The sequence below is a fragment of the Ruegeria sp. F12 genome (assembly GCF_056533885.1).
Map to the genome: position 1 here is coordinate 357656 of NZ_JBQFOV010000001.1, position 19199 is coordinate 376854.

At 59.6% G+C, this 19199-nt stretch carries 18 protein-coding genes; 5 read left to right on the forward strand and 13 right to left on the reverse strand.

Translation table 11 applies throughout. The features are described 5' to 3' along the window. Nucleotides 1-5: 5 nt before the first annotated feature. Nucleotides 6-536 carry a hypothetical protein gene (locus tag ACR0CA_RS01805; protein WP_170774245.1) on the reverse strand — a complete coding sequence of 177 codons (531 nt, stop codon included), beginning with the start codon at nt 534-536 and terminating at the stop codon, nt 6-8. 138 nt (nt 537-674) lie between these two features. On the opposite strand from ACR0CA_RS01805, the gene ACR0CA_RS01810 reads away from it, so the two are divergent. Next, complete coding sequence (locus ACR0CA_RS01810) at nt 675-1085, forward strand: SufE family protein (protein ID WP_480897278.1); 411 nt, start codon at nt 675-677, stop codon at nt 1083-1085. A gap of 6 nt (nt 1086-1091) precedes the next feature. Here ACR0CA_RS01810 and ACR0CA_RS01815 read toward each other — a convergent pair whose 3' ends face one another. After that, on the reverse strand, nt 1092-1751 hold the full coding sequence (locus ACR0CA_RS01815) for a DUF1638 domain-containing protein (RefSeq protein WP_170788650.1): 660 nt from the start codon (nt 1749-1751) through the stop codon (nt 1092-1094). Between the two features lie 81 nt (nt 1752-1832). Next, nucleotides 1833-2531 carry a corrinoid protein gene (locus ACR0CA_RS01820; protein ID WP_170774239.1) on the reverse strand — a complete coding sequence of 233 codons (699 nt, stop codon included), beginning with the start codon at nt 2529-2531 and terminating at the stop codon, nt 1833-1835. A 302-nt stretch (nt 2532-2833) separates the two neighbouring features. Between ACR0CA_RS01820 and ACR0CA_RS01825 the strand changes: the two genes are divergently transcribed. Together ACR0CA_RS01825 and ACR0CA_RS01830 are read left to right on the forward strand one after the other, a co-directional pair. After that, the gene (locus tag ACR0CA_RS01825) at nt 2834-3898 is read left to right on the forward strand and encodes a PA0069 family radical SAM protein (protein WP_480897279.1); all 1065 of its coding nucleotides are present in this window, start codon (nt 2834-2836) and stop codon (nt 3896-3898) included. A 157-nt stretch (nt 3899-4055) separates the two neighbouring features. Beyond that, nucleotides 4056-4331 (forward strand): hypothetical protein, encoded by a 276-nt coding sequence (locus ACR0CA_RS01830; protein ID WP_480897280.1) that lies wholly within the window; start codon nt 4056-4058, stop codon nt 4329-4331. A gap of 92 nt (nt 4332-4423) precedes the next feature. Here ACR0CA_RS01830 and gltA read toward each other — a convergent pair whose 3' ends face one another. Together gltA and gltX are read right to left on the reverse strand one after the other, a co-directional pair. Beyond that, nucleotides 4424-5719, reverse strand: coding sequence for a citrate synthase (gene gltA, locus ACR0CA_RS01835; protein WP_170774233.1), 1296 nt, complete (start codon nt 5717-5719; stop codon nt 4424-4426). A gap of 121 nt (nt 5720-5840) precedes the next feature. Then, nucleotides 5841-7241, reverse strand: a complete 1401-nt coding sequence (gene gltX, locus ACR0CA_RS01840) for a glutamate--tRNA ligase (protein ID WP_480897281.1) — start codon at nt 7239-7241, stop codon at nt 5841-5843. Between the two features lie 78 nt (nt 7242-7319). On the opposite strand from gltX, the gene ACR0CA_RS01845 reads away from it, so the two are divergent. Further along, nucleotides 7320-9353 (forward strand): ComEC/Rec2 family competence protein, encoded by a 2034-nt coding sequence (locus ACR0CA_RS01845; RefSeq protein WP_480897282.1) that lies wholly within the window; start codon nt 7320-7322, stop codon nt 9351-9353. Here ACR0CA_RS01845 and lexA read toward each other — a convergent pair. The 6 genes from lexA to ACR0CA_RS01875 form a co-directional block, all read right to left on the reverse strand. Continuing rightward, nucleotides 9347-10045, reverse strand: a complete 699-nt coding sequence (gene lexA, locus ACR0CA_RS01850) for a transcriptional repressor LexA (protein ID WP_480897283.1) — start codon at nt 10043-10045, stop codon at nt 9347-9349. The genes ACR0CA_RS01845 and lexA overlap by 7 nt on opposite strands. A 75-nt stretch (nt 10046-10120) precedes the next feature. Then, nucleotides 10121-11293, reverse strand: a complete 1173-nt coding sequence (locus ACR0CA_RS01855; RefSeq protein ID WP_480897284.1) for a molybdopterin molybdotransferase MoeA — start codon at nt 11291-11293, stop codon at nt 10121-10123. Next, on the reverse strand, nt 11290-11763 hold the full coding sequence (moaC, locus tag ACR0CA_RS01860) for a cyclic pyranopterin monophosphate synthase MoaC (protein WP_480897285.1): 474 nt from the start codon (nt 11761-11763) through the stop codon (nt 11290-11292). Before moaC ends, ACR0CA_RS01855 begins: the two co-directional genes overlap by 4 nt. After that, the gene (gene trpC, locus ACR0CA_RS01865) at nt 11763-12575 is read right to left on the reverse strand and encodes an indole-3-glycerol phosphate synthase TrpC (RefSeq protein WP_480897286.1); all 813 of its coding nucleotides are present in this window, start codon (nt 12573-12575) and stop codon (nt 11763-11765) included. Before trpC ends, moaC begins: the two co-directional genes overlap by 1 nt. Beyond that, complete coding sequence (gene trpD, locus ACR0CA_RS01870; protein WP_480897287.1) at nt 12572-13591, reverse strand: anthranilate phosphoribosyltransferase; 1020 nt, start codon at nt 13589-13591, stop codon at nt 12572-12574. Before trpD ends, trpC begins: the two co-directional genes overlap by 4 nt. Next, on the reverse strand, nt 13588-14169 hold the full coding sequence (locus ACR0CA_RS01875) for an anthranilate synthase component II (protein WP_480548074.1): 582 nt from the start codon (nt 14167-14169) through the stop codon (nt 13588-13590). Before ACR0CA_RS01875 ends, trpD begins: the two co-directional genes overlap by 4 nt. A gap of 194 nt (nt 14170-14363) precedes the next feature. Between ACR0CA_RS01875 and ACR0CA_RS01880 the strand changes: the two genes are divergently transcribed. After that, nucleotides 14364-15800: a divergent polysaccharide deacetylase family protein gene (locus ACR0CA_RS01880; RefSeq protein WP_480897288.1), complete on the forward strand. Its 1437-nt coding sequence runs from the start codon at nt 14364-14366 to the stop codon at nt 15798-15800. 21 nt (nt 15801-15821) lie between these two features. On the opposite strand, the gene trpE is transcribed toward ACR0CA_RS01880, so the two are convergent. Next, nucleotides 15822-17333 (reverse strand): anthranilate synthase component I, encoded by a 1512-nt coding sequence (gene trpE / locus ACR0CA_RS01885; protein WP_170782456.1) that lies wholly within the window; start codon nt 17331-17333, stop codon nt 15822-15824. Between the two features lie 9 nt (nt 17334-17342). Continuing rightward, nucleotides 17343-19184 (reverse strand): peptidyl-prolyl cis-trans isomerase, encoded by a 1842-nt coding sequence (locus ACR0CA_RS01890; protein WP_480897289.1) that lies wholly within the window; start codon nt 19182-19184, stop codon nt 17343-17345. Nucleotides 19185-19199: the final 15 nt, after the last annotated feature.

The following is a 19199-nucleotide window of genomic DNA, read 5'->3' on the forward strand; positions in this document are numbered from 1 at the left end:
GAGGCTTATCGACGCCGCGATTCCAGCGCGTTTTGCTGACCTATGACCCGCACCAGCCGGATATTAGCCAGATCATCCTGTGTCACGTTGGTGGCGTCCGTCACTTTGCGCGAACGATCTGTCCCCTGATTGGTCGCATAGCTTGGGTAGCTGACGCGGAACGTGTACTCCAAAACGCCGTTCTTCGCGTTTTCTTCGCTCTCAACAGGGACAAGCTGGGCTCCAAACGCGCCTTGCCGCGCGGCCGTTCCGGATACGAAGATGATCGCGCCGCCGGGTGTGGGATCAATGCGCAACTGGTCAATGCGCGCGATGGGTACGCTGTTGTCCTCGGGTTCCGGGCGTCCAAACAGCCTTACGCGCTCGCGCTGTTGGGGCACCAGCGCATTTGGGTCGTAGGCTGCTGTTTCGGTCGGTGCAGGCGTCGATGTGCTGGACCCAAACCAGTTGCTTGGATTCGCGCGCGAGTCGCGCCACCCGCTGCAAGCCGACAAGGTAAGTGTAGCGACCAGAAGAACAGACAGTGTTTTTTGCATGGATCCAAAGCTCTGAGCGGTATTTCCCGCACTGGCCTAACGCAAATTCCTTGCTTTGAAAACCCAAACCGGGTCTGGACAGGCCCGGGTCGGCGGCATAGGTCACGAATGTGAATGCAATGAAAGGACCGTCGCACTATGGCAACGCCTGCCTTTGAAGAAATCGTCGAGGATTTCGAGTTTCTGGAGGACTGGGAAGACCGGTACCGCCATGTGATTGAGCAGGGCAAGGCAATGGAGCCGCTGGAAGATGCCCTTAAAGTGCCTGCCACAAAGGTGCATGGCTGCGCCAGCCAAGTCTGGCTGCACCCGGTGATCGAAGATGGTGTCTTTCACTTCGATGGGGATAGCGATGCGCTGATCGTGCGGGGCCTGATTGCGGTGTTGCGGTCTTTGTACAACGGTCTGCCCGTCGCTGATGTGCCCAAAGTAGACGCAGGCGGAGAGCTGGCGCGACTGGGCTTGAACGATCACCTGTCAGCACAACGGTCCAACGGTTTGCGTGCTATGATCGAGCGCATCCGCGAGGTGGCGCAGGAAAACGCCTGACGGGCCTTAGCCGCGCTTGGCCCAATCCGCCAGTGTCGTCTCCAGATCTCCATAGCCGGTAAAGCGCCGCTCGAACGTCAGCCCCATGCGGTCGGCGCAGTCCTTGGCGCGCGCGGTCAGGGCTGGGTCGTCGGTCTGGGCCTGATAGACCAGCTTGGTGTAATTGCCGAAATACATATCCCGCAGCTCGGGGTGGCGATCCAGACCCAGCGGTTTCCAGACAAAGGCATCGAATTGCCGGGCCAGGAAATCGGTCAGGTAAAAGGCGGTCGTTTCATCCTCGCCCCGTGCATCAAAGATATCATTGCCTTCGAAAAAAGAATAGCAATGCGGGCCTTTGATCATTTCGACGCCTAACTCGGCGCAGGCTTTCTGCAGCAGACCACCGGTGCCGCAATCGGCATAGACCACATAGACCGCGTCATATTGATCGCGGTGCTTGGCCACCGCTTCTTGCACGGCCTGTGTGATCCGTTCGGGGTGGACGTGCAGGATGGCGGGCAGGCAGGTCAGGGCCATGTGATCCCAGCCGTTGCGCTTCTTGAGGTCCAGAATCTCGCGGGCCAGTGCGCCGCAAGCCAGCAACAGGATACGCCCTTGTTCCGAGTGGCTTTGATAGCCATCCGTGGTCAGGCTGCTGTCATCGGGAACCCGTTCCTGTGTCATGTCACCCCCATGGGCCTTGGGTGTTGAACAAAAAAAGCCGCCCGGTTGCCGGACGGCCTTGAATTCGGAGTGTAGGTCCGATCAACCCGCCAGCTGGTTATGCTTGCGCGAGACGAAGTCCTTTGCCATTTCCACGGCGACGGCTGCGTCACGGCAATAGCCGTCGGCGCCGATCGCTTTGCCGAACTCTTCGTTGAGGGGCGCGCCGCCGACCAGAACGATGTATTCTTCGCGCAGGCCTTGCTCGACCATCGTGTCGATCACAACCTTCATGTAGGGCATGGTCGTGGTCAGCAGGGCCGACATGCCCAGAATATCGGGCTTTTCGGTTTCCAGCGCTTCCAGATAGTTCTCGACCGGGTTGTTGATGCCGATATCGACCACCTCAAAGCCGGCGCCTTCCATCATCATCGACACCAGGTTCTTGCCGATGTCGTGGATGTCGCCCTTCACGGTTCCGATCACCATTTTGCCGACGCGGGGTGCGCCGGTTTCGGCCAGTAGCGGCTTAAGGATGGCCATGCCGCCCTTCATCGCGTTTGCGGCCAGCAGAACTTCGGGAACAAACAGGATGCCGTCGCGGAAGTCGTGGCCCACGATGGTCATACCGCCAACCAGCGCCTTGGTCAGGATGTCGTAAGGGGTCCATCCGCGTTCCAGCAGGATGTTCACACCTTCTTCAATCTCTTCTTTCAGACCGTCGTACAGGTCGTCGAACATCTGTTCGACAAGTTCGTCGTCGTTCAGTTCGGACAGGACGATGTCTTCTTCATCGGACATGGGGCGTTTCCCTAGGGCTGTGCGGGCATAGCGCCCGTTGGTGGCATTTTTTCCGTTTTGGCCAAAACGTCGCATCCAGACTGTTACGATTGCGACCTTGGCGGTTCCGAGACCGACCTATACGGCAAAATCTCAATCAACTCGACGTCATTTCCCGCAAGATCATCCTGAATTGGTTTCAGGTTTCAGTCAAATCGAGGGGCGGTGCAAAGGTTTGAAAACTCTTGCGGGATGGTAACCAGGCCTTGCGATTCCGGCGGTTCGAGCCTAATTTGAGAGTGAGAACAAAAGGGAAACAAAAAATGTCGCGACCGCATGTCCGAGCCCGCGGTGTCGCAACCAACGCAGCAGGCCGGTTCGAACAATTCGAGACCGAGACCTGCACGGATGGGTGGGAGCTTGAGGAAGATCTTCTGCCCCTGCGCACCGAAGTGCGAACAGAAGTCGCGCGCAGTCTTATCACCTATAACCGGTCGCCCGATCTGCCGTTTGACCGCTCGATCAACCCGTATCGGGGGTGTGAGCACGGCTGCGTCTACTGCTTTGCCCGCCCGTCTCATGCCTATCTCGGGCTGTCTCCGGGGTTGGATTTTGAAACCCGCCTGATCGCGCGGCCTAATGCGGCTGCTGTCTTGCGCAAAGAGCTTTCATCGCCGCGTTACAAGGTGGCAACCATTGCGCTGGGGACAAATACGGACCCGTATCAACCGATTGAGCGGGATTTGAGGATCACGCGGGAATGTCTGTCCGTATTGCGGGACTTCCGGCATCCTATTGGGATCGTTACCAAAGGGGCCCTGATCGAACGCGATCTGGATATCCTGGCAGAGATGGCGCAGGACGGATTGGTGCGGGTTGGAATTTCGCTGACCACTCTGGACGCCGATCTGTCCCGCCGGATGGAGCCACGCGCGCCGTCACCGAACCGCCGTCTGGCGGCCATTCACCGGTTGACCGGGGCAGGGGTGCCAGTGCGGGTCATGACCTCACCCCTGGTTCCGGGCCTGACCGACCATGAATTGGAGGCGCTACTGGAGGCTGGCCGGGACGCAGGTGCGGATGCGGCAAGCTGGATCATGCTGCGTCTTCCGCGGGAGGTGTCCACCTTGTGGCAAGCGTGGTTGCACGACCACGAACCCGCACGCGCGGAAAAGGTCATGTCCAAACTGCGTGAAATGCATGGTGGTCGAGACTACGACCCGCGCTGGGGCCATCGGATGCGCGGTGAGGGCGAGTATGCCGCGCTGATAGCAAAGCGGTTTGCTTTGGCTGTCAAACGGCTTGGGCTTGCGACGCGCATGCCGCCTCTGCGAAGCGATCTGTTTGCAAGACCAGCGCAACCGGGGGATCAGCTCGCTCTGTTTTGAACCCAAAAGGTCGTGGCTTTTCTAAGGCTAAACATTGGCTTTTAGGCGTCTGTTTTTACAGGAATATTAAGTTTTGGCCATGCGATGAAACCCATCTGGATATCTCGTGACTGCCCCTATATCTCCCGAAGCTGAGGTAACTATTGAGGAGGAAAAGATGGGTACCCCCAAGGAAATCGAAGCAGCCGCGAAGAAGATGCAGGCCGCAACGGCGGTCTATCATAAATCACAACAAGAATTGGATAAGGCCAACAAGGACCTGTCGAAATACAATGACATCATCAAGGGCGGCAATGTCTCGGCGATGGGCCCGGCGACGAAAGAGCTGTCCAAAGTTGCGGCCAAAATCGGCACGCTACACAAAAAGGTCGGTGATGCGAAAAAGAAAATGGACGACGCGATCAAAGCGCTGAGAAAGGTCATGCCGAAATAGGCGGAAACGTCCCGATTTCGCCCACTGAGCGGGTGCTGTCAAAATGAAAAACCCCGCCAGGTAGCGGGGTTTTACTTTGTCGATAGGGTATTTCAGCGGTTTTCGATATCGACGTAGTCGCGGGTCGTCTCGCCCAGATACAGTTGACGCGGACGACCGATCTTGTTCTGCGGATCGGCGATCATCTCTTTCCACTGGCTGACCCAGCCCACGGTGCGCGACAGGGCAAAGATCGGCGTGAACATCGAGGTCGGGAAGCCCATCGCCTCGAGGATGATGCCCGAATAGAAGTCCACGTTCGGGAACAGCTTTTTCTCGGCAAAATACGGATCTTCCAGAGCCTGCTTTTCCAACGCCTTGGCAACCTGCAGCTTCGGGTTGTCTTCGATACCCAGCAGATCCAGCACTTCGTCGGCGGACTGTTTCATCACCTTGGCGCGCGGGTCAAAGTTCTTATAGACGCGGTGGCCAAAGCCCATCAGACGGAACGGATCGTTTTTGTCCTTGGCGCGGGCGATGTATTCGGGGATGTTTTCGACCGAGCCAATTTCTTCCAGCATCTCCAGACATGCCTGGTTCGCACCACCATGGGCAGGGCCCCACAGGCAGGCGATGCCAGCCGCAATACAGGCAAACGGGTTGGCACCCGAGCTTGAGGCCAGACGCACGGTCGAGGTCGAGGCATTCTGCTCGTGATCGGCGTGGAGAGTAAAGATGCGGTCCATCGCGCGGCTGAGGATCGGGTTCACCTCATATTCCTCGGCCGGGACGCTAAAGCACATGCGTAGAAAGTTCGACGCATAGTCCAGATCGTTTCGCGGATATACGAAAGGCTGACCGGTGTGATATTTGTATGCCCAGGCCGCGATGGTCGGCATCTTGGCGATCAGGCGATGCGAGGCAACCTCGCGCTGATGAGGGTCCGAGATATCGGTTGAATCGTGATAGAAGGCCGACATTGCGCCGACGACACCAACCATGATCGCCATCGGGTGCGCATCGCGACGGAATCCACGGTAGAAATACTGCATTTGCTCGTGCAGCATGGTGTGACGCGTGATGGTGGATTCGAATTTTTCCAGAACGGGCGCGGTCGGCAGCTCTCCGTACAGCAGCAGGTAGCAAACCTCGAGGAAGTGGGATTTGCCTGCCAGCTGGTCAATCGGATAGCCACGGTGCAGCAGTTCACCTTTTTCGCCATCAATATAAGTGATTGTGCTGTCACAGCTGGCGGTCGAGGTGAAGCCGGGGTCATAGGTGAACACACCCGCAGTGCCGTACAGCTTGCGGATATCGATCACATCAGGCCCGGCAGTCGGCGAATGAATCGGCAGCTCATATGTTTCGCCATGCACGGTAAGAGTGGCTGATTTGTTGCTGTCGGTCATATTTTCCCTTCCTCAATCTTGCGCAAAACGGAACGCTGTCCGATCCTGCGGGCAACGGATGCGCGCACGCGCGCAGTCCGGGTGTTAGCGGAGCAGCGTTACCCAAATGTGAAGATCGGGTTTAGTTCGCTGCATCAGATAGCCGCGCCAGAGTTTCCTCCTGGCCCAGCACAAGCATCATGTCAAAAACCGAAGGAGTTACGGCCCGACCCGCCAGGACGGCGCGCAACGGCCCCGCCAGCTTGCCGAACTTAACGCCCTTGGCTTCCGCAAAGGAATTCAAGGCTTCCTCCAGTTCGCTCCGCGACCAGCTAACATTTTGCAACTGCGGCGTCAATTCATTCAGTATACCATCGGATACTGATGCCAGCGCCTTGGCCGCTTTCTCATCTGGTTGGATGGGGCGGGAAGTCAGGGCAAAATGGGCCTTTTCAAGCAGTTCCGGGAAGGTGCGGGCCCGATCCTTGAGGCAATACATCGCACGTTCCAGATCACTCGATTGTGTATCGGTTAGCGCTGGCAATTGGGCCGCATCAAGGTAAGCTTCGATTTCCTGCCGCAGTGCAGCATCGTCCGAGATAGCGATATGTTGCCCGCACAGATTTTCTAGCTTTTTCAGATCGAACCGGGCCGGGCTTTTGCCGATCCCGTCCAGATCGAACCATTCCTTCGCCTGTGCGTCGGTGAAAAACTCGTCATCGCCGTGACTCCAGCCCAGACGCGCCAGATAGTTGCGCATGCCGGCGGCAGGATAGCCCATGGCCTGATACTCCTGAGCGCCCAACGCGCCGTGGCGTTTCGACAGTTTCTTGCCGTCGGGCCCATGGATAAGCGGGATATGGGCCCAGACTGGAACGTCCCAGCCCATGGCCTGATAGATCATCATCTGACGCGCTGCGTTGTTCAGGTGGTCGTCGCCCCGGATCACGTGGGTCACCCCCATATCGTGATCGTCCACCACCACGGCCAGCATATAAACCGGTGTCCCGTCCGAACGCAGTAGGATCATGTCGTCCAACTGATCGTTGCGGATGGTCACGTCCCCCTGAACCTGATCGCGGATCACGGTCGCGCCGTCCTGCGGGGCCTTGATGCGGACCACAAAAGGTGCGTCTGGATGGGTCGCGGCGTCGGCGTCGCGCCAGGGGCTGCGGTACAGGGTCGATTTGCCCTCGGCCTTCGCTTGTTCGCGGAAGGCGGCGATTTCATCTTGGGTGGCAAAGCATTTATACGCCTTGCCCTCGGCCAGCAACTGGTTGGCCACTTCGGCATGACGCGCCGCGCCCTCGAACTGGCTGATTACATCGCCATCATGGTCCAGACCCAGCCACGCCATACCTTGCAGGATGGCTGCCGTCGCCTCGGGGGTCGAGCGCTCGCGGTCGGTGTCCTCGATCCGCAGCAGGAACTTGCCACCGCGGCCACGGGCATAAAGCCAATTAAACAGCGCGGTGCGCGCGCCGCCGATATGTAGAAAACCGGTGGGCGAGGGGGCGAAACGGGTGACGACCTGATCGGACATTGTGTGGATTAACCTTTTGGTAACCGTGTCGGGCATAGTTTGGCGCCTGTCTAACGAGGCTGAGGGACGGGGGCAACCATGCGTGTTCTGGCCCGGGTCGAAGCCGCATTGCTGAACCAGACCGGGTACCTGTTTCCATGGTCTCCTGTGTGTCTGGCGATGGGGATCGGTCTGTATTTCTCGCTCCGGTTCGAACCGGCTTGGCAAGTCTACGTCTGTCTCGGCGCGGTCGTTCTTGCGGCTTGGGGGTTAGCCCGCAAGGCACGGTCCGGCTGGGCCTCGTTGGCAATCGGGGGGGCGCTGATCGCGGTCGGGTTCATACTGGCCGGTATCCGCGCCCATACGGTGGCAGAGCCGGTTTTGTCGTGGCGATACTATGGCCCGGTCGAGGGGCGGGTCGTCGCCATTGACCGCTCTGCGTCGGATGCGCTGCGGGTGACATTGGATCGGGTGCGGATAGGGGATGTGCCCAAGGCTCGTCGGCCGCAGCGCGTCCGGCTCTCGCTACATGGCCCAGTGGCGCAGATCGAACCGGGGCAGCGCATCATGACCACAGGGCATCTGTCGCCACCGCAAGGTCCGGTGGAGCCCGGTGGTTTCGACTTTCGCCGCCATGCATGGTTTCAAAGCCTCGGCGCGGTGGGATATACACGCGTACCGGTCCTGACGATTGCCGCAGCAAATCCCGAAGGGGTGCAGATCACAGCGTGGCGTATGGCGATATCCGGGCATGTCCGATCCATCCTGCCTGGTGAGGTCGGAGGTTTCGCCGCAGCCGTCACCACCGGAGATCGCAGCGGTATGGGTCAGAGCACGTTGGAGTCCCTGCGTGCATCCAACCTGGCGCATCTTTTGGCCATTTCGGGCCTGCATATGGGGCTGTTGACGGGCTTTGTGTATCTTGCGCTTCGTATCGGCCTGTCAGCAGTGCCCGTCTTGGCGCTCAGATGGCCTGTGCGCAAACTGGCCGCGATCGGGGCGCTGATCGCGGCGACGGTCTATCTGATGCTGTCAGGCGGTAGCGTTGCGACCGAGCGTGCCTTTGTCATGGCCAGCGTCATGCTAGGGGCGGTACTCATCGACCGCCGGGCCATTTCGTTGCGCGCGGTGGCCGTTGCCGCGCTGATCGTATTGATTCTGCGGCCGGAATCGCTGTTGAGCCCCGGTTTTCAGATGTCCTTTGCTGCCACCACCGCTTTGGTGGCTGTCTTCGGCCAATTGCGCGATGTCGGGCCGTTGCCTGGACCCAAATGGCTGAAATCAGTAGCCGGGTTGTTTATGTCCTCTGCAATTGCAGGGCTGGCGACGGCGCCGATCGGAGCGGCGCATTTTAACACGATGTCGCACTATGGCCTGGTGGCAAACATGCTGTCCGTGCCAGTCATGGGCATGGTCGTGGTGCCTGCCGCGGTGGTTGCTGCCTTGCTGGCCCCCTTCGGGCTGGAATCACTGGCGCTGGGAGTAATGGGGCTTGGGCTGGAGTGGATATTGCTGGTGTCCGAACGGGTCTCGGGGTTGGAGGGCGCCGTTGGACATGTCGCAAGCCCGCCCGGTTACGTACTGCCTCTCTGTGCATGTGGAGCGTTGTGGATCGCCCTTTGGCAAGGGCGTTCAAGATGGCTGGGGGTCAGCGCCGTGGCGGCTGCCTTTTTGCTGTGGGGGCAAGGCCAACGCCCCGAGGTTCTGATTGCTGATTCAGGCGGGCTGGTGGGCGTCATGACCGATCAAGGCCGCGCGCTGAGCAAGGAAAAAGGCAGCGGATTTATTGCGACGGTCTGGCTGGAAAACGATGGGGACGGGGTGGGGCAGCCCAATGCCGCGGCGCGTTGGCCTGAACCGAGTGCGATCCAGCGGTATTCATGGCGCGGGAAAGAGCTGATTCATCTGACGGGAAAAGGAGCAGCCTCGGGTTTTGGGGACTGCACGTCGAACCAGATCGTGATTGCTGCCGTAGAGGTTGATCTGAAGGGGGACTGTGATCTCTATGATCCTGCGCGGCTTTTACAAACCGGCAGTCTTGCCCTGTCTGGAAGTAAGGTCATGACCAGCCGAAAGATTGTCGGAGACCGGCTGTGGTCTCCGAAAACACGCGGCGACAAACGGGCTCAGTAGCTTCGGATCAGGCCGACCAACCGGCCTTGTACCTTGACCTTGTCCTCGGGCAGCACTCGGGTTTCGTAGGCGGGGTTCGCGGCCTCAAGCGCAATCGCATGCCCACGCCGGAAAAACCGCTTTAGCGTGGCTTCCTGATCTTCGACAAGCGCCACGACGATATCGCCATTATCCGCGACCGAGGTTTCTCGGATCACCACGACGTCCCCGTCATTGATTCCGGCGTCGATCATGGAATCACCCCGCACCTCAAGCGCGTAATGCTCACCCTTGCCAGAGACCATTGTGCCCGGCACTGCAACACGGTGCGAGACATGGCTGATCGCCTCAATCGGGACACCGGCGGCGATGCGACCCATGACGGGCAATTCCATTGCGTCAACGGTCACGGGGTCAAAATTGGCTGGGCGCGGGCCATCGGGCCTGTTACCTTCGATCACACGCGGCTTGAATGCGGCCGTAGGCTCACCCCCAAGGCTTTCGGGCAGTTTCACAATCTCAATCGCACGGGCGCGGTGGGCGAGGCGACGAATAAAGCCGCGTTCCTCGAGCGCAGTGATCAATCTGTGGATGCCGGACTTGGACCGCAGGTCCAGCGCCGCCTTCATCTCGTCAAAACTGGGGGGAACACCATCCGCTTGAACGCGTTTGTGGATGAATTCCAACAAATCCAACTGCTTCTTGGTCAGCATTGCTCACACCTCGTCGGTCATGCGTTTTCTTTTGTTCTACGCATGTTCACGTTTTGTGTCAATGGTTTTGGCGCATCAGATCGGCAGGTACTGAACCTCGTCCCCAGCCGAGCGCGCAGGGTCATGGGGCTGGCGCACTAACAGGGCGTTGGCTTGTGCTAGAACGCTTAGCAGCGAACTGTCCTGATCATCGCAGGCGCGGATGCCTTCATGGTCCAAAACGGCGCGCATGTAGTGTTCACGTGGCCCGTTCTGGCTGATATCGGCCGCCAGTTTTGCAGTGCGGAAGGGTTGAAGAACTTCTTCAATTCCCAACATCCGGCGGATCATCGGAACAAGGAAGAGATAGCCGCAAACCATTGCACTCACGGGATTTCCCGGCAGCCCAATCATCGCGCTTTGCCCTAGTCGTCCGGCCATCAGAGGCTTCCCGGGACGCATCCGGATCTTGTAGAAGGCGCGCTCCATCCCCAAATTGCTTGAGACATCAGAGACCAAGTCGTAATCACCGACCGATGCGCCACCGATCGTCACGACCAGATCGGCCCCTTCAGCCAAACCAAACGCGGTTTCCAGAGACGATTGCGTGTCGCGCGCTATCGGCAGGACTCGCACATGTGCTCCGGTCTTCTCGAGCAACGCCTTGAGGCCGAAAGTGTTGGACGCGATGATCTGGTCAGGGCCGGGGATCTCTCCGGGCATGACCAATTCGTCGCCGGTCGAGATCAGCGCGACAACCGGCTTGCGGGCGACGGGTACTTCCGCAATGTTCATTGCGGCCATCAGCGCAACATCTTCGGGTCGTAACTGTTTGGTCGCGCAAATTTTTGTGCCGCTTTTGAAGTCGACCCCGGCAGGGCGAATGTTCGTCTTCTCCCCTGGCTCGTCGGCAATGGTCAACAGATCGCCGCGCCGGTCGGTGTCCTCTTGGATCACGACGAAATCGGCCCCGTCAGGAACGGGCGCGCCGGTGAAGATGCGCACGGCTTGTCCCGGACCCACTGTACCTTGAAACCGCCGCCCAGCTGCAGCTTCGCCCACGACCTTGAACATGGCGTGCAGTTCGACCTCTGCGGCTTTGACCGCGTAACCATCCATCGACGAGGCCGCAAAGGGTGGTTGATCCCGTGTGGCAACGACGTCAGCGGCCAGGCACCGGCCTGCAGAGTCTGCCAAGGAAACGGTTTCGGACGGCAGGGGCGAAACCAGCTTGAACAGCAGCGCGCGGGCGTCTTCGACTGAGATCATGACGCCTCGTATCGCCCTGATTTACCACCATCTTTCAGCAATACGCGAATACCGCCGATCTCCATCGCCTTGTCCACTGCCTTGGTCATGTCATAGACGGTCAAGGCGGCGGTCGAGGCGGCAGTCAATGCCTCCATCTCGACGCCCGTCTGGCCCGAGGTCTTGACGGTCGCCTCAATCTGCACACCGGGCAAGTCCGGGTCCAACGTCAGTTCAACCGCGACCTTGGTGACAGGCAGCGGGTGACATAGTGGGATAAGGTCCGGCGTTTTCTTGGCGCCCATGATTCCGGCCAGTCGGGCCACGCCAAGAACATCGCCCTTTTTGGCCCGGCCTTCTGATATCAAATCAAAGGTTTCCTGCGCCATTTTAATGTGTCCGGCAGCAACGGCGACCCGATTTGTAACCGCCTTTTCAGACACGTCGACCATATGCGCCTGACCCTGTGCGTCGAAATGAGTTAACGGCATCACATCACTCCGGGGATGAGAGGATTGGCCAGCAGGTGGCGCGTAGCCGAGGCGACGTCGCCTTGCCGCATCAGGCTTTCGCCTATCAGGAAACTGCGCGCACCATAGCGGGCCATATCTGCAAGGTCGTCGGGGGTGCTTAGACCGCTTTCGCAGACAATAGTGCGATCGCCGGGCACCAGTTTTGACAAGCGACGGGTGGTATCAAGAGTTGTCTCGAACGTCTTGAGATTGCGGTTGTTTATCCCGATCAGAGGGCTTTTGAGGCCTGTCGCACGCTCAAGCTCTTCCTCGTCATGCACCTCGATCAGAACGTCCATGCCCCAGTCGAAAGCGGTCTGTTCCAACTCTGCGGCCTGAGCGTCCTCGACCGAGGCCATGATGATAAGGATACAATCTGCCCCCAGCGCACGCGCTTCGACTACCTGATAGGGGTCATACATGAAATCCTTGCGCAGTGCAGGCAGCGAACAGGCGGCACGCGCAGCGGTTAGGAACGGTTTGTCGCCCTGAAAACTGGGTGTGTCGGTCAATACAGACAGACAAGTGGCCCCACCCTCCGCATAGGCTGTGGCCAGGGCGGGTGGGTCAAAATCGGGACGGATCAAGCCCTTGGATGGACTGGCTTTCTTGATCTCTGCAATCAGGCCATACCCTGTGCGGGCGGCGGTCTGAATGGCTGCTGCAAACCCGCGTGTTTCACCGGCTTCTCGCGCTTCTTCTTCCATCGTTTCCAGTGATTTATGCGTCTTATCTGATGCAACTTCCTCAAGCTTATAGGCTTTGATTTTATCCAGTACCGTCCCGGTCATGCGGCCTCCTGAGTAATACGGGCCACAATGGCAATTTTGTCTTTCGCGTTTCCGCTGTCGATGCTTTCGGCTGCCTTGGCAACCCCGTCCTTGAGGTCCGAGGCCGCATCCGCAACCACCAGCGCGGCTGCGGCATTCAGCAAAACCGCATCCCGATAGGCCGATGGTTGGCCGTCCAGCAATGCTCGGAACGCAACCGCGTTTTCTTCGGGTGTGCCACCTAAGATGTCCTCGAAAGGGTGAACCGGCAGGCCAGCGTCCTCGGGGTGCAATTCGACCTCTTTGACGCGTCCATCCTCTAGCGCGGCAACCCAGCTTACACCGGTGATGGTCAACTCATCCGTTCCGTCGGATCCATGCACCAACCACGCGCGGTCGGCGCCCAGTAGACCCAAAGTCTCAGCCATCGGGCGGATCAGATCGCGGCTAAACGCGCCGGTCAGTTGCCGTTTGACGCCTGCGGGGTTGGTCAGCGGGCCAAGAATATTGAAGATCGTGCGCGTCCCAAGCTCTTGCCGTGTGGGCATGACATGGGCGATCGCCGGGTGGTGCATCGGGGCCATCATGAACCCGATCCCGGCCTCTTGCAGCGCCTTTTCAACTGTTCCTGGGCCGACCATAACGTTGATCCCCAACTGCCCCAGAGCATCAGCGGCCCCGGATTTCGAGCTGAGGTTGCGGTTTCCGTGCTTAGCTACTGTCACCCCGGTGCCGGCAACCACAAAGGCAGTTGCAGTCGAGATGTTCAGAGTGCCTTTGCCGTCTCCGCCAGTGCCGACGATGTCCATCGCGCCCTCGGGCGCTTGGACTGCGTTGCATTTGGCGCGCATGACAGCGGCGGCGGCGGCGTATTCCTCGACTGTTTCGCCCCGGGTGCGCATGGCCATCAGCAGCCCGCCGATCTGGCTGGGCGTGGCGGCACCGTCAAACAGAATGCCAAAGGCCTGTTCAGCCTCGGCGCGGGTCAGGGGCCGGTCGGCGGCGGCCCCGATCAGCGGTTTCAGAGCGTCGCTCATGCGGGAACTTTCATCTCGGACAGGAAATTCTTGAGCAGGGCGTGGCCGTGCTCGGATGCGATGGATTCTGGGTGGAACTGAACGCCATGAATGGGCAATTCTTTATGTTGCAGACCCATGATGGTACCGTCCTCCAATTCTGCCGTGATTTCAAGGCAGTCGGGCAGGGTGTTACGGTCCACAACCAGCGAGTGATAGCGCGTCGCCTCAAACGGCGATGGCAGCCCTGCGAACAGACCTTTGCTTGTATGGTGCATGGTGCCCATCTTGCCGTGGACGATCTCGTGGCAGCGGATGACGTCGCCACCAAAAGCCTGACCGATGGTCTGATGTCCAAGGCACACACCCATCAGCGGTGTCTGCGTTTCTGCCGCGGCCTTGGTCAGAGCCAGGCAGATGCCGGCCTGATCAGGATCACAGGGGCCAGGGCTGAGCAAGATGCCTGTCGGGTTCATGGCCATCGCTTCTTGCACATCCAAAGCGTCGTTGCGCCGGATCACCATTTCGGCCCCAAGTTCGCCTAAATAGTGGACGAGGTTGTAGGTAAACGAGTCGTAGTTGTCGATCAGCAGCAGCATGTGAGCACTTGTCTTAGATTGGGCATTTCGGACTGGCGATGCAGCCCCGAGCCGCGATATAATGTCGGGACATACATGCTCAGGCTTGCGGGGCAGCGTCAAGAGGACATCCGACCTGACGCGCCTGCAAGGTGAGTGTCGCAGAAGACGGCACATTGACAGTCGACGCAGGAATTGGACGAGAGGCAATTATTATGGGCGGATTTGTGGGTGGAATGATCGCAGGTGCGGTCGTTGTATTGCTGCTGGGCGCGGCGTTGTCGCTGAATACCCCCCTGACGCGAAAACCGGAGGTGGTTGAAAAAGCCCCTGAACCGGCCGAGATCGAAGCCCCGCAAGTGACCGAGGCCGAGGTTGGTACGATCGCCGATGCCGATGTTTTAACGCTGCCTGCCCCTGATCCGGCCCCGGCGGATGCGCCCGACACTGTGGCGGGGCTGTCCGAAGTTGAAAACGCGCCGAACACTGTCCCCGAAGTGAATGAGACCGCCGTTCAGGTCGATAGCGCCGAGCAGGTTGAAACCACCGACGTGGCCATTGCAACTGAAGCTCCTGTTGCCCCACAGGCTCCGACCTCTCCTCAAGTTCCTGAAGCACTGGCCGAGGCTCCGCTTGCCGAAGACGTGCCTGCCGTGATTGAGGAGGCTCCGACACCTCCGGCCCCTGTCGAAGAGGTGGTTGTGGAAGAGGTTGCGCCAGCGGAAGACACTCCTGCTTCCGAGCCGCTGCCCGAGGTGGCCGCCGTTGAGCCGGAACCGGAAACGCAAGACCCCGTTGCGGTTGAGCCGAAGGATGAAGAACCGACCCGTACCCTGCCGCGTATTGCCGCTGTGCCACAGATCGGGGCCGATCAGGCCACCGAGGGTACTCAGGGCGTCGGCCGGCGCGTTGTTCCCCTGACCGAGCGAGACGGCGGTGAACCCGTTGTTGAAACCGCCGACGCGGCCCCAGTTTCTAACAAGCCGATCGAGGCTTATGCCGCCGAATTCGACCAACCCGGCTCGGTGCCACTGATGTCGATCATTCTGATCGACGACGAAGGCGCGTATGGGGCCGAAGCGTTGCAGGACTTCCCTTATCCGATCAGCTTTGCCATCAGCCCGTCCGACCCCGAAGCTGCGGAAAAGATGGCCCGTTACCGCGCGGCAGGATTTGAGGTTCTGGCGATGGCGGACCTGCCCAAAGAAGCCAGCGCGCAGGATGCCGAGGTCTCGCTGTCTGTATGGCTGGATATGCTACCTGAAACGGTTGGCATTCTTGAAGGGGTCGATACGGGGATTCAGGGCAACCGCAAGCTGGCTGATCAAGTTGCGGCTATCGCAGGCGGCACTGGTCGCGGGTTGATCACTCAAGACAATGGGTTGAACACGGTGCAGAAACTGGCAGCGCGGAATGGCATTCCGTCCAGCGTAATCTTCCGTGATATCGACGGTGCGCGTCAGGAGCCGAAAGTGATGCGTCGCTTTCTGGATCAAGCGGCCTTTCGGGCCGGGCAAGAAGGTTCGGTTGTGATGTTGGGTCGTTTGCGCCCCGACACGATCTCGGCATTGTTGGTTTGGGGATTGGAGGATCGTGGCGGTCGCGTGACCATGGCACCGATCTCGGCCGTGATGAAGCGACAGGTTCAATAGGCGCGTTAACTGCGCCTATTTTCAGCTATTGCCCGAACCGGTGAAGCGCGCCGCATCCTCAGCAGCGCGGCGGATGGCGTTGGATTTATGGACTGTTTCCATGAACTCGGCCTCAGGGTCGCTGTCATAGACCACACCGCCCCCGGCTTGGATGTAAAGCTTTTGATCCTTCACGATGGCTGTGCGCAGGGCGATACACATATCCATGTCGCCCCCCGCGCTGAAATAGCCGACACCGCCGCCATAGATACCGCGCTTTTCGGGTTCCAGCTCATCAATGATCTCCATCGCCCGCACTTTCGGTGCGCCTGAGACGGTCCCGGCGGGCATACCGGCAAAGAAGGCGTCCAGCGCGTCTTTGTCGTCGGCCAGCTCTCCGACCACGTTCGAGACGATGTGCATCACGTGGCTGTAGCGTTCGATGATGAACTCTTCGGTCGGGCGGACAGTGCCAATCTTGGACACGCGCCCCGTATCGTTGCGGCCCAGATCCAGCAGCATCAGATGCTCGGCCAGTTCTTTCTTGTCGGCCAGCAGGTCGACCTCATTCGCCTTGTCCTCTTCGGGCGTCGCACCCCGAGGGCGGGTGCCTGCAATGGGACGGATCGTGACCTCATTGCCGAAGACGCGCACCAGAATTTCTGGGCTGGCGCCGACGACCTGAAATCCGCCGAAGTTGAAATAAAACATGAAGGGCGACGGGTTGGTCCGACGCAACGAACGATAGAGCGCAAAGGGCGGCTGGGGGAAATCCTGCGTCCAGCGCTGCGCCGGGACGACCTGAAAGATATCGCCCGCGCGGATGTATTCCTTGGCTTTTTCAACCGCTTCCATGTAGCCGGACTTGGTGAAGTTCGACTGCGGAGTCGCGACTTCCGATGCATCGCCAAGATCGCGCGATTCAGCAGGCATGGCGCGTTCCAGATCCCGCACGGCGTCCATGACACGCTCGGCGGCCTGTGCATAGGCCGCTTTGGCCGATTGCCCTTCGCTGACCCAGGCGGGCGAAACAACCGTAACCTCACCCTTGACGCCGTCCAGCACAGCTACGACGGACGGGCGCAGCATCACCGCATCAGGCAGCCCAAGCGGATCAGGGTTCACATTGGGCAGGTATTCCACCAGCCGCACCATGTCATAGCCCAGATATCCAAACAGCCCGGCAGCGGCCTGCGGCAGATCATCGGGCAGGTCGATCCGGCTTTCGGCCAGCAATGCCCGCAGGTTGTCCATGGGATTGCCGGTTTGCGGATCGAAAGCTTCGGGGTCGAAGCGGGCGGAACGGTTCAGTTCAGACGCTTCCCCCCGGCAACGCCAGATCAGATCGGGCTTCATTCCGATGATCGAGTACCGGCCGCGCACCTCGCCTCCTGTCACTGATTCCAGCATGAACGCGTCTTTCTGCGCGCCCGTCAGCTTGAGCATCAGCGACACCGGCGTATCCAGATCAGCGGCCAATCGGGTGTAAACGACCTGGTTCTCGCCTGCCTCATAGGCGCGGGCGAAGCTGTCGTATTCAGGTGTCAGGGCCATAGGGGTCTCTTAGTAGCTCGCTTGGACAGCGTTCAGGGCCTGTTGATCCACGACGGGACGGGCGCGAACCTGTGCGTCACGGACATAGGCGTCGAAAATATTCTGAGCCAGAGCTTGGTTCAACTGCGCCGCAAGGGCTTCGCGTGCCTGACGCAACTCGTCTGTCTCATCAGGCGGCAAAAGTTCTTCGAGCCGCACAACAAAGGCAGTACCAGTGCCAGGGATCACGCGCAGCTCTTCCAGTTCCATGTCAAACACGTCCGACATGAAAGTTGCGGGAACGTCATCCAGAAAAGCGGTCCGGGTCAGGGCGTTTTCCACGCGGAAGGGCAGGCCAGTTTCAGTGAAATCGCCATTGCTCTCAAGCTGTGCAAGAACGGTTTTGGCCTGCTCTTCCAGCGCCTTGTCCGTCTCGGCCTGCACCCATGCGGCAATCACGCGCTCCCGGGCGCTGTCCAGGGGTTCCGGGCGGCGGGGCAGAACTTCGTCCAGTCGCAGGGCAAAGATTGAGCCGTCCTCAAGGAACGCAACTTCGGGGAAATCGCCTTCGTTCACGTCCTGTGCGGCAACGCGGAACCCGTCATAAGCGGCCACGCCATCTTCGCTTTGGCGAGTCCAGTCGATCTGGCCCAGTTCCATCTCAGTCTCGCCCACCAGCTCTTCCAAGGTGGCACCACCCGCCAGCAGGTCGTTGATGTCTTCGGCTTGCGCCTCGATCTGGCGGCGGGCACGGTCAGCGGCCAGTTCTTCACGCAAAATTGGAGCGGCGTCTTCGAACGCAATGATGTTTTCCGCTAGCGTGCCGTTGATGCGGAACAGTGCCGGGCCCAGAGGCGACGGAAGGGGGCCAACAACATCGTCCAGTTCGGCGGCAAATACGCCGTCGGCCGCGTCGCCAAGATCGTCCCGGGTCACGTCACCCAGATCGACATCGCTGAGTTCAAGATCGCGGTCGCGCACCAGAGTTTCGAACGTTGTGCCGCCGACAGCGATTTGCGCCATGGCAGTCTCGGCAGCAGCCTCGTCCGAAAATGGCAGACGCTCGACTAAGCGGCGCGCGGGCTGTTGGAATTCCTCCGAGCGCTGATCATAGAGGCGGCGCACCGCGTCCTCATCCACCTCAACGCTGTTCAGCAGCATGTCGGGCGACAGTATTGCATAGGTCAGCCGCTTGGTGCGGGGCAGAGTGAACAGGTCGGCATTGTCGTCGTAATAGGCTTGAACCTGCGCATCGGTGGGCTGTCCGATTGGCTCAGACAGGGCGTCCGGGCTGACGGTCGCAACAGTAAAGCTGCGTCGCGCGCCGACGAAATTGGTCATCACATCTGTCAGGGTCTGGGGCATCTCGACGCCGCCCATGATCGCGCCCTGCACGATGGTGCGTGCAGATTCCTTGCGCAGATCGGATTCGAATTCGCTGTCGGTCAGGCCAACCTGATCAAGCTGAAACTCATACGAGTCGCGGTCGAAACTTCCATCCACCCCCTGAAAGGCCTGGATGGCCAGAATTTCCTTCTGCAGGTTCTCATCCCCGATCGAAAGGCCCAGCAGACCGACCTCATTATCCAGCGCTGCAAGCGCGGTCAGGCGCGAGAGGGCAAGCTGGTCCAGCCCGAACTCATGCGCCTGCGAGATTTGCATCGGTTGCCCGGTCTGGCTTTCGACGGCGCGGATTTCGCGTTGAAGCTCACGCACATAATCGTTGATCGAGATATCTTCGTTGCCTACCTGCGCGACACTGCGCGCGGTTCCGGTCAGGCTTGTGGCCCCGAACCCGGCAAGGCCCAGCATCAAAAGACCCATCAGGATCCAGACAAAGGTCTTTGAAAGGTTTTTCATGCCTGCGGCCATGGTGCCCTCATTTGT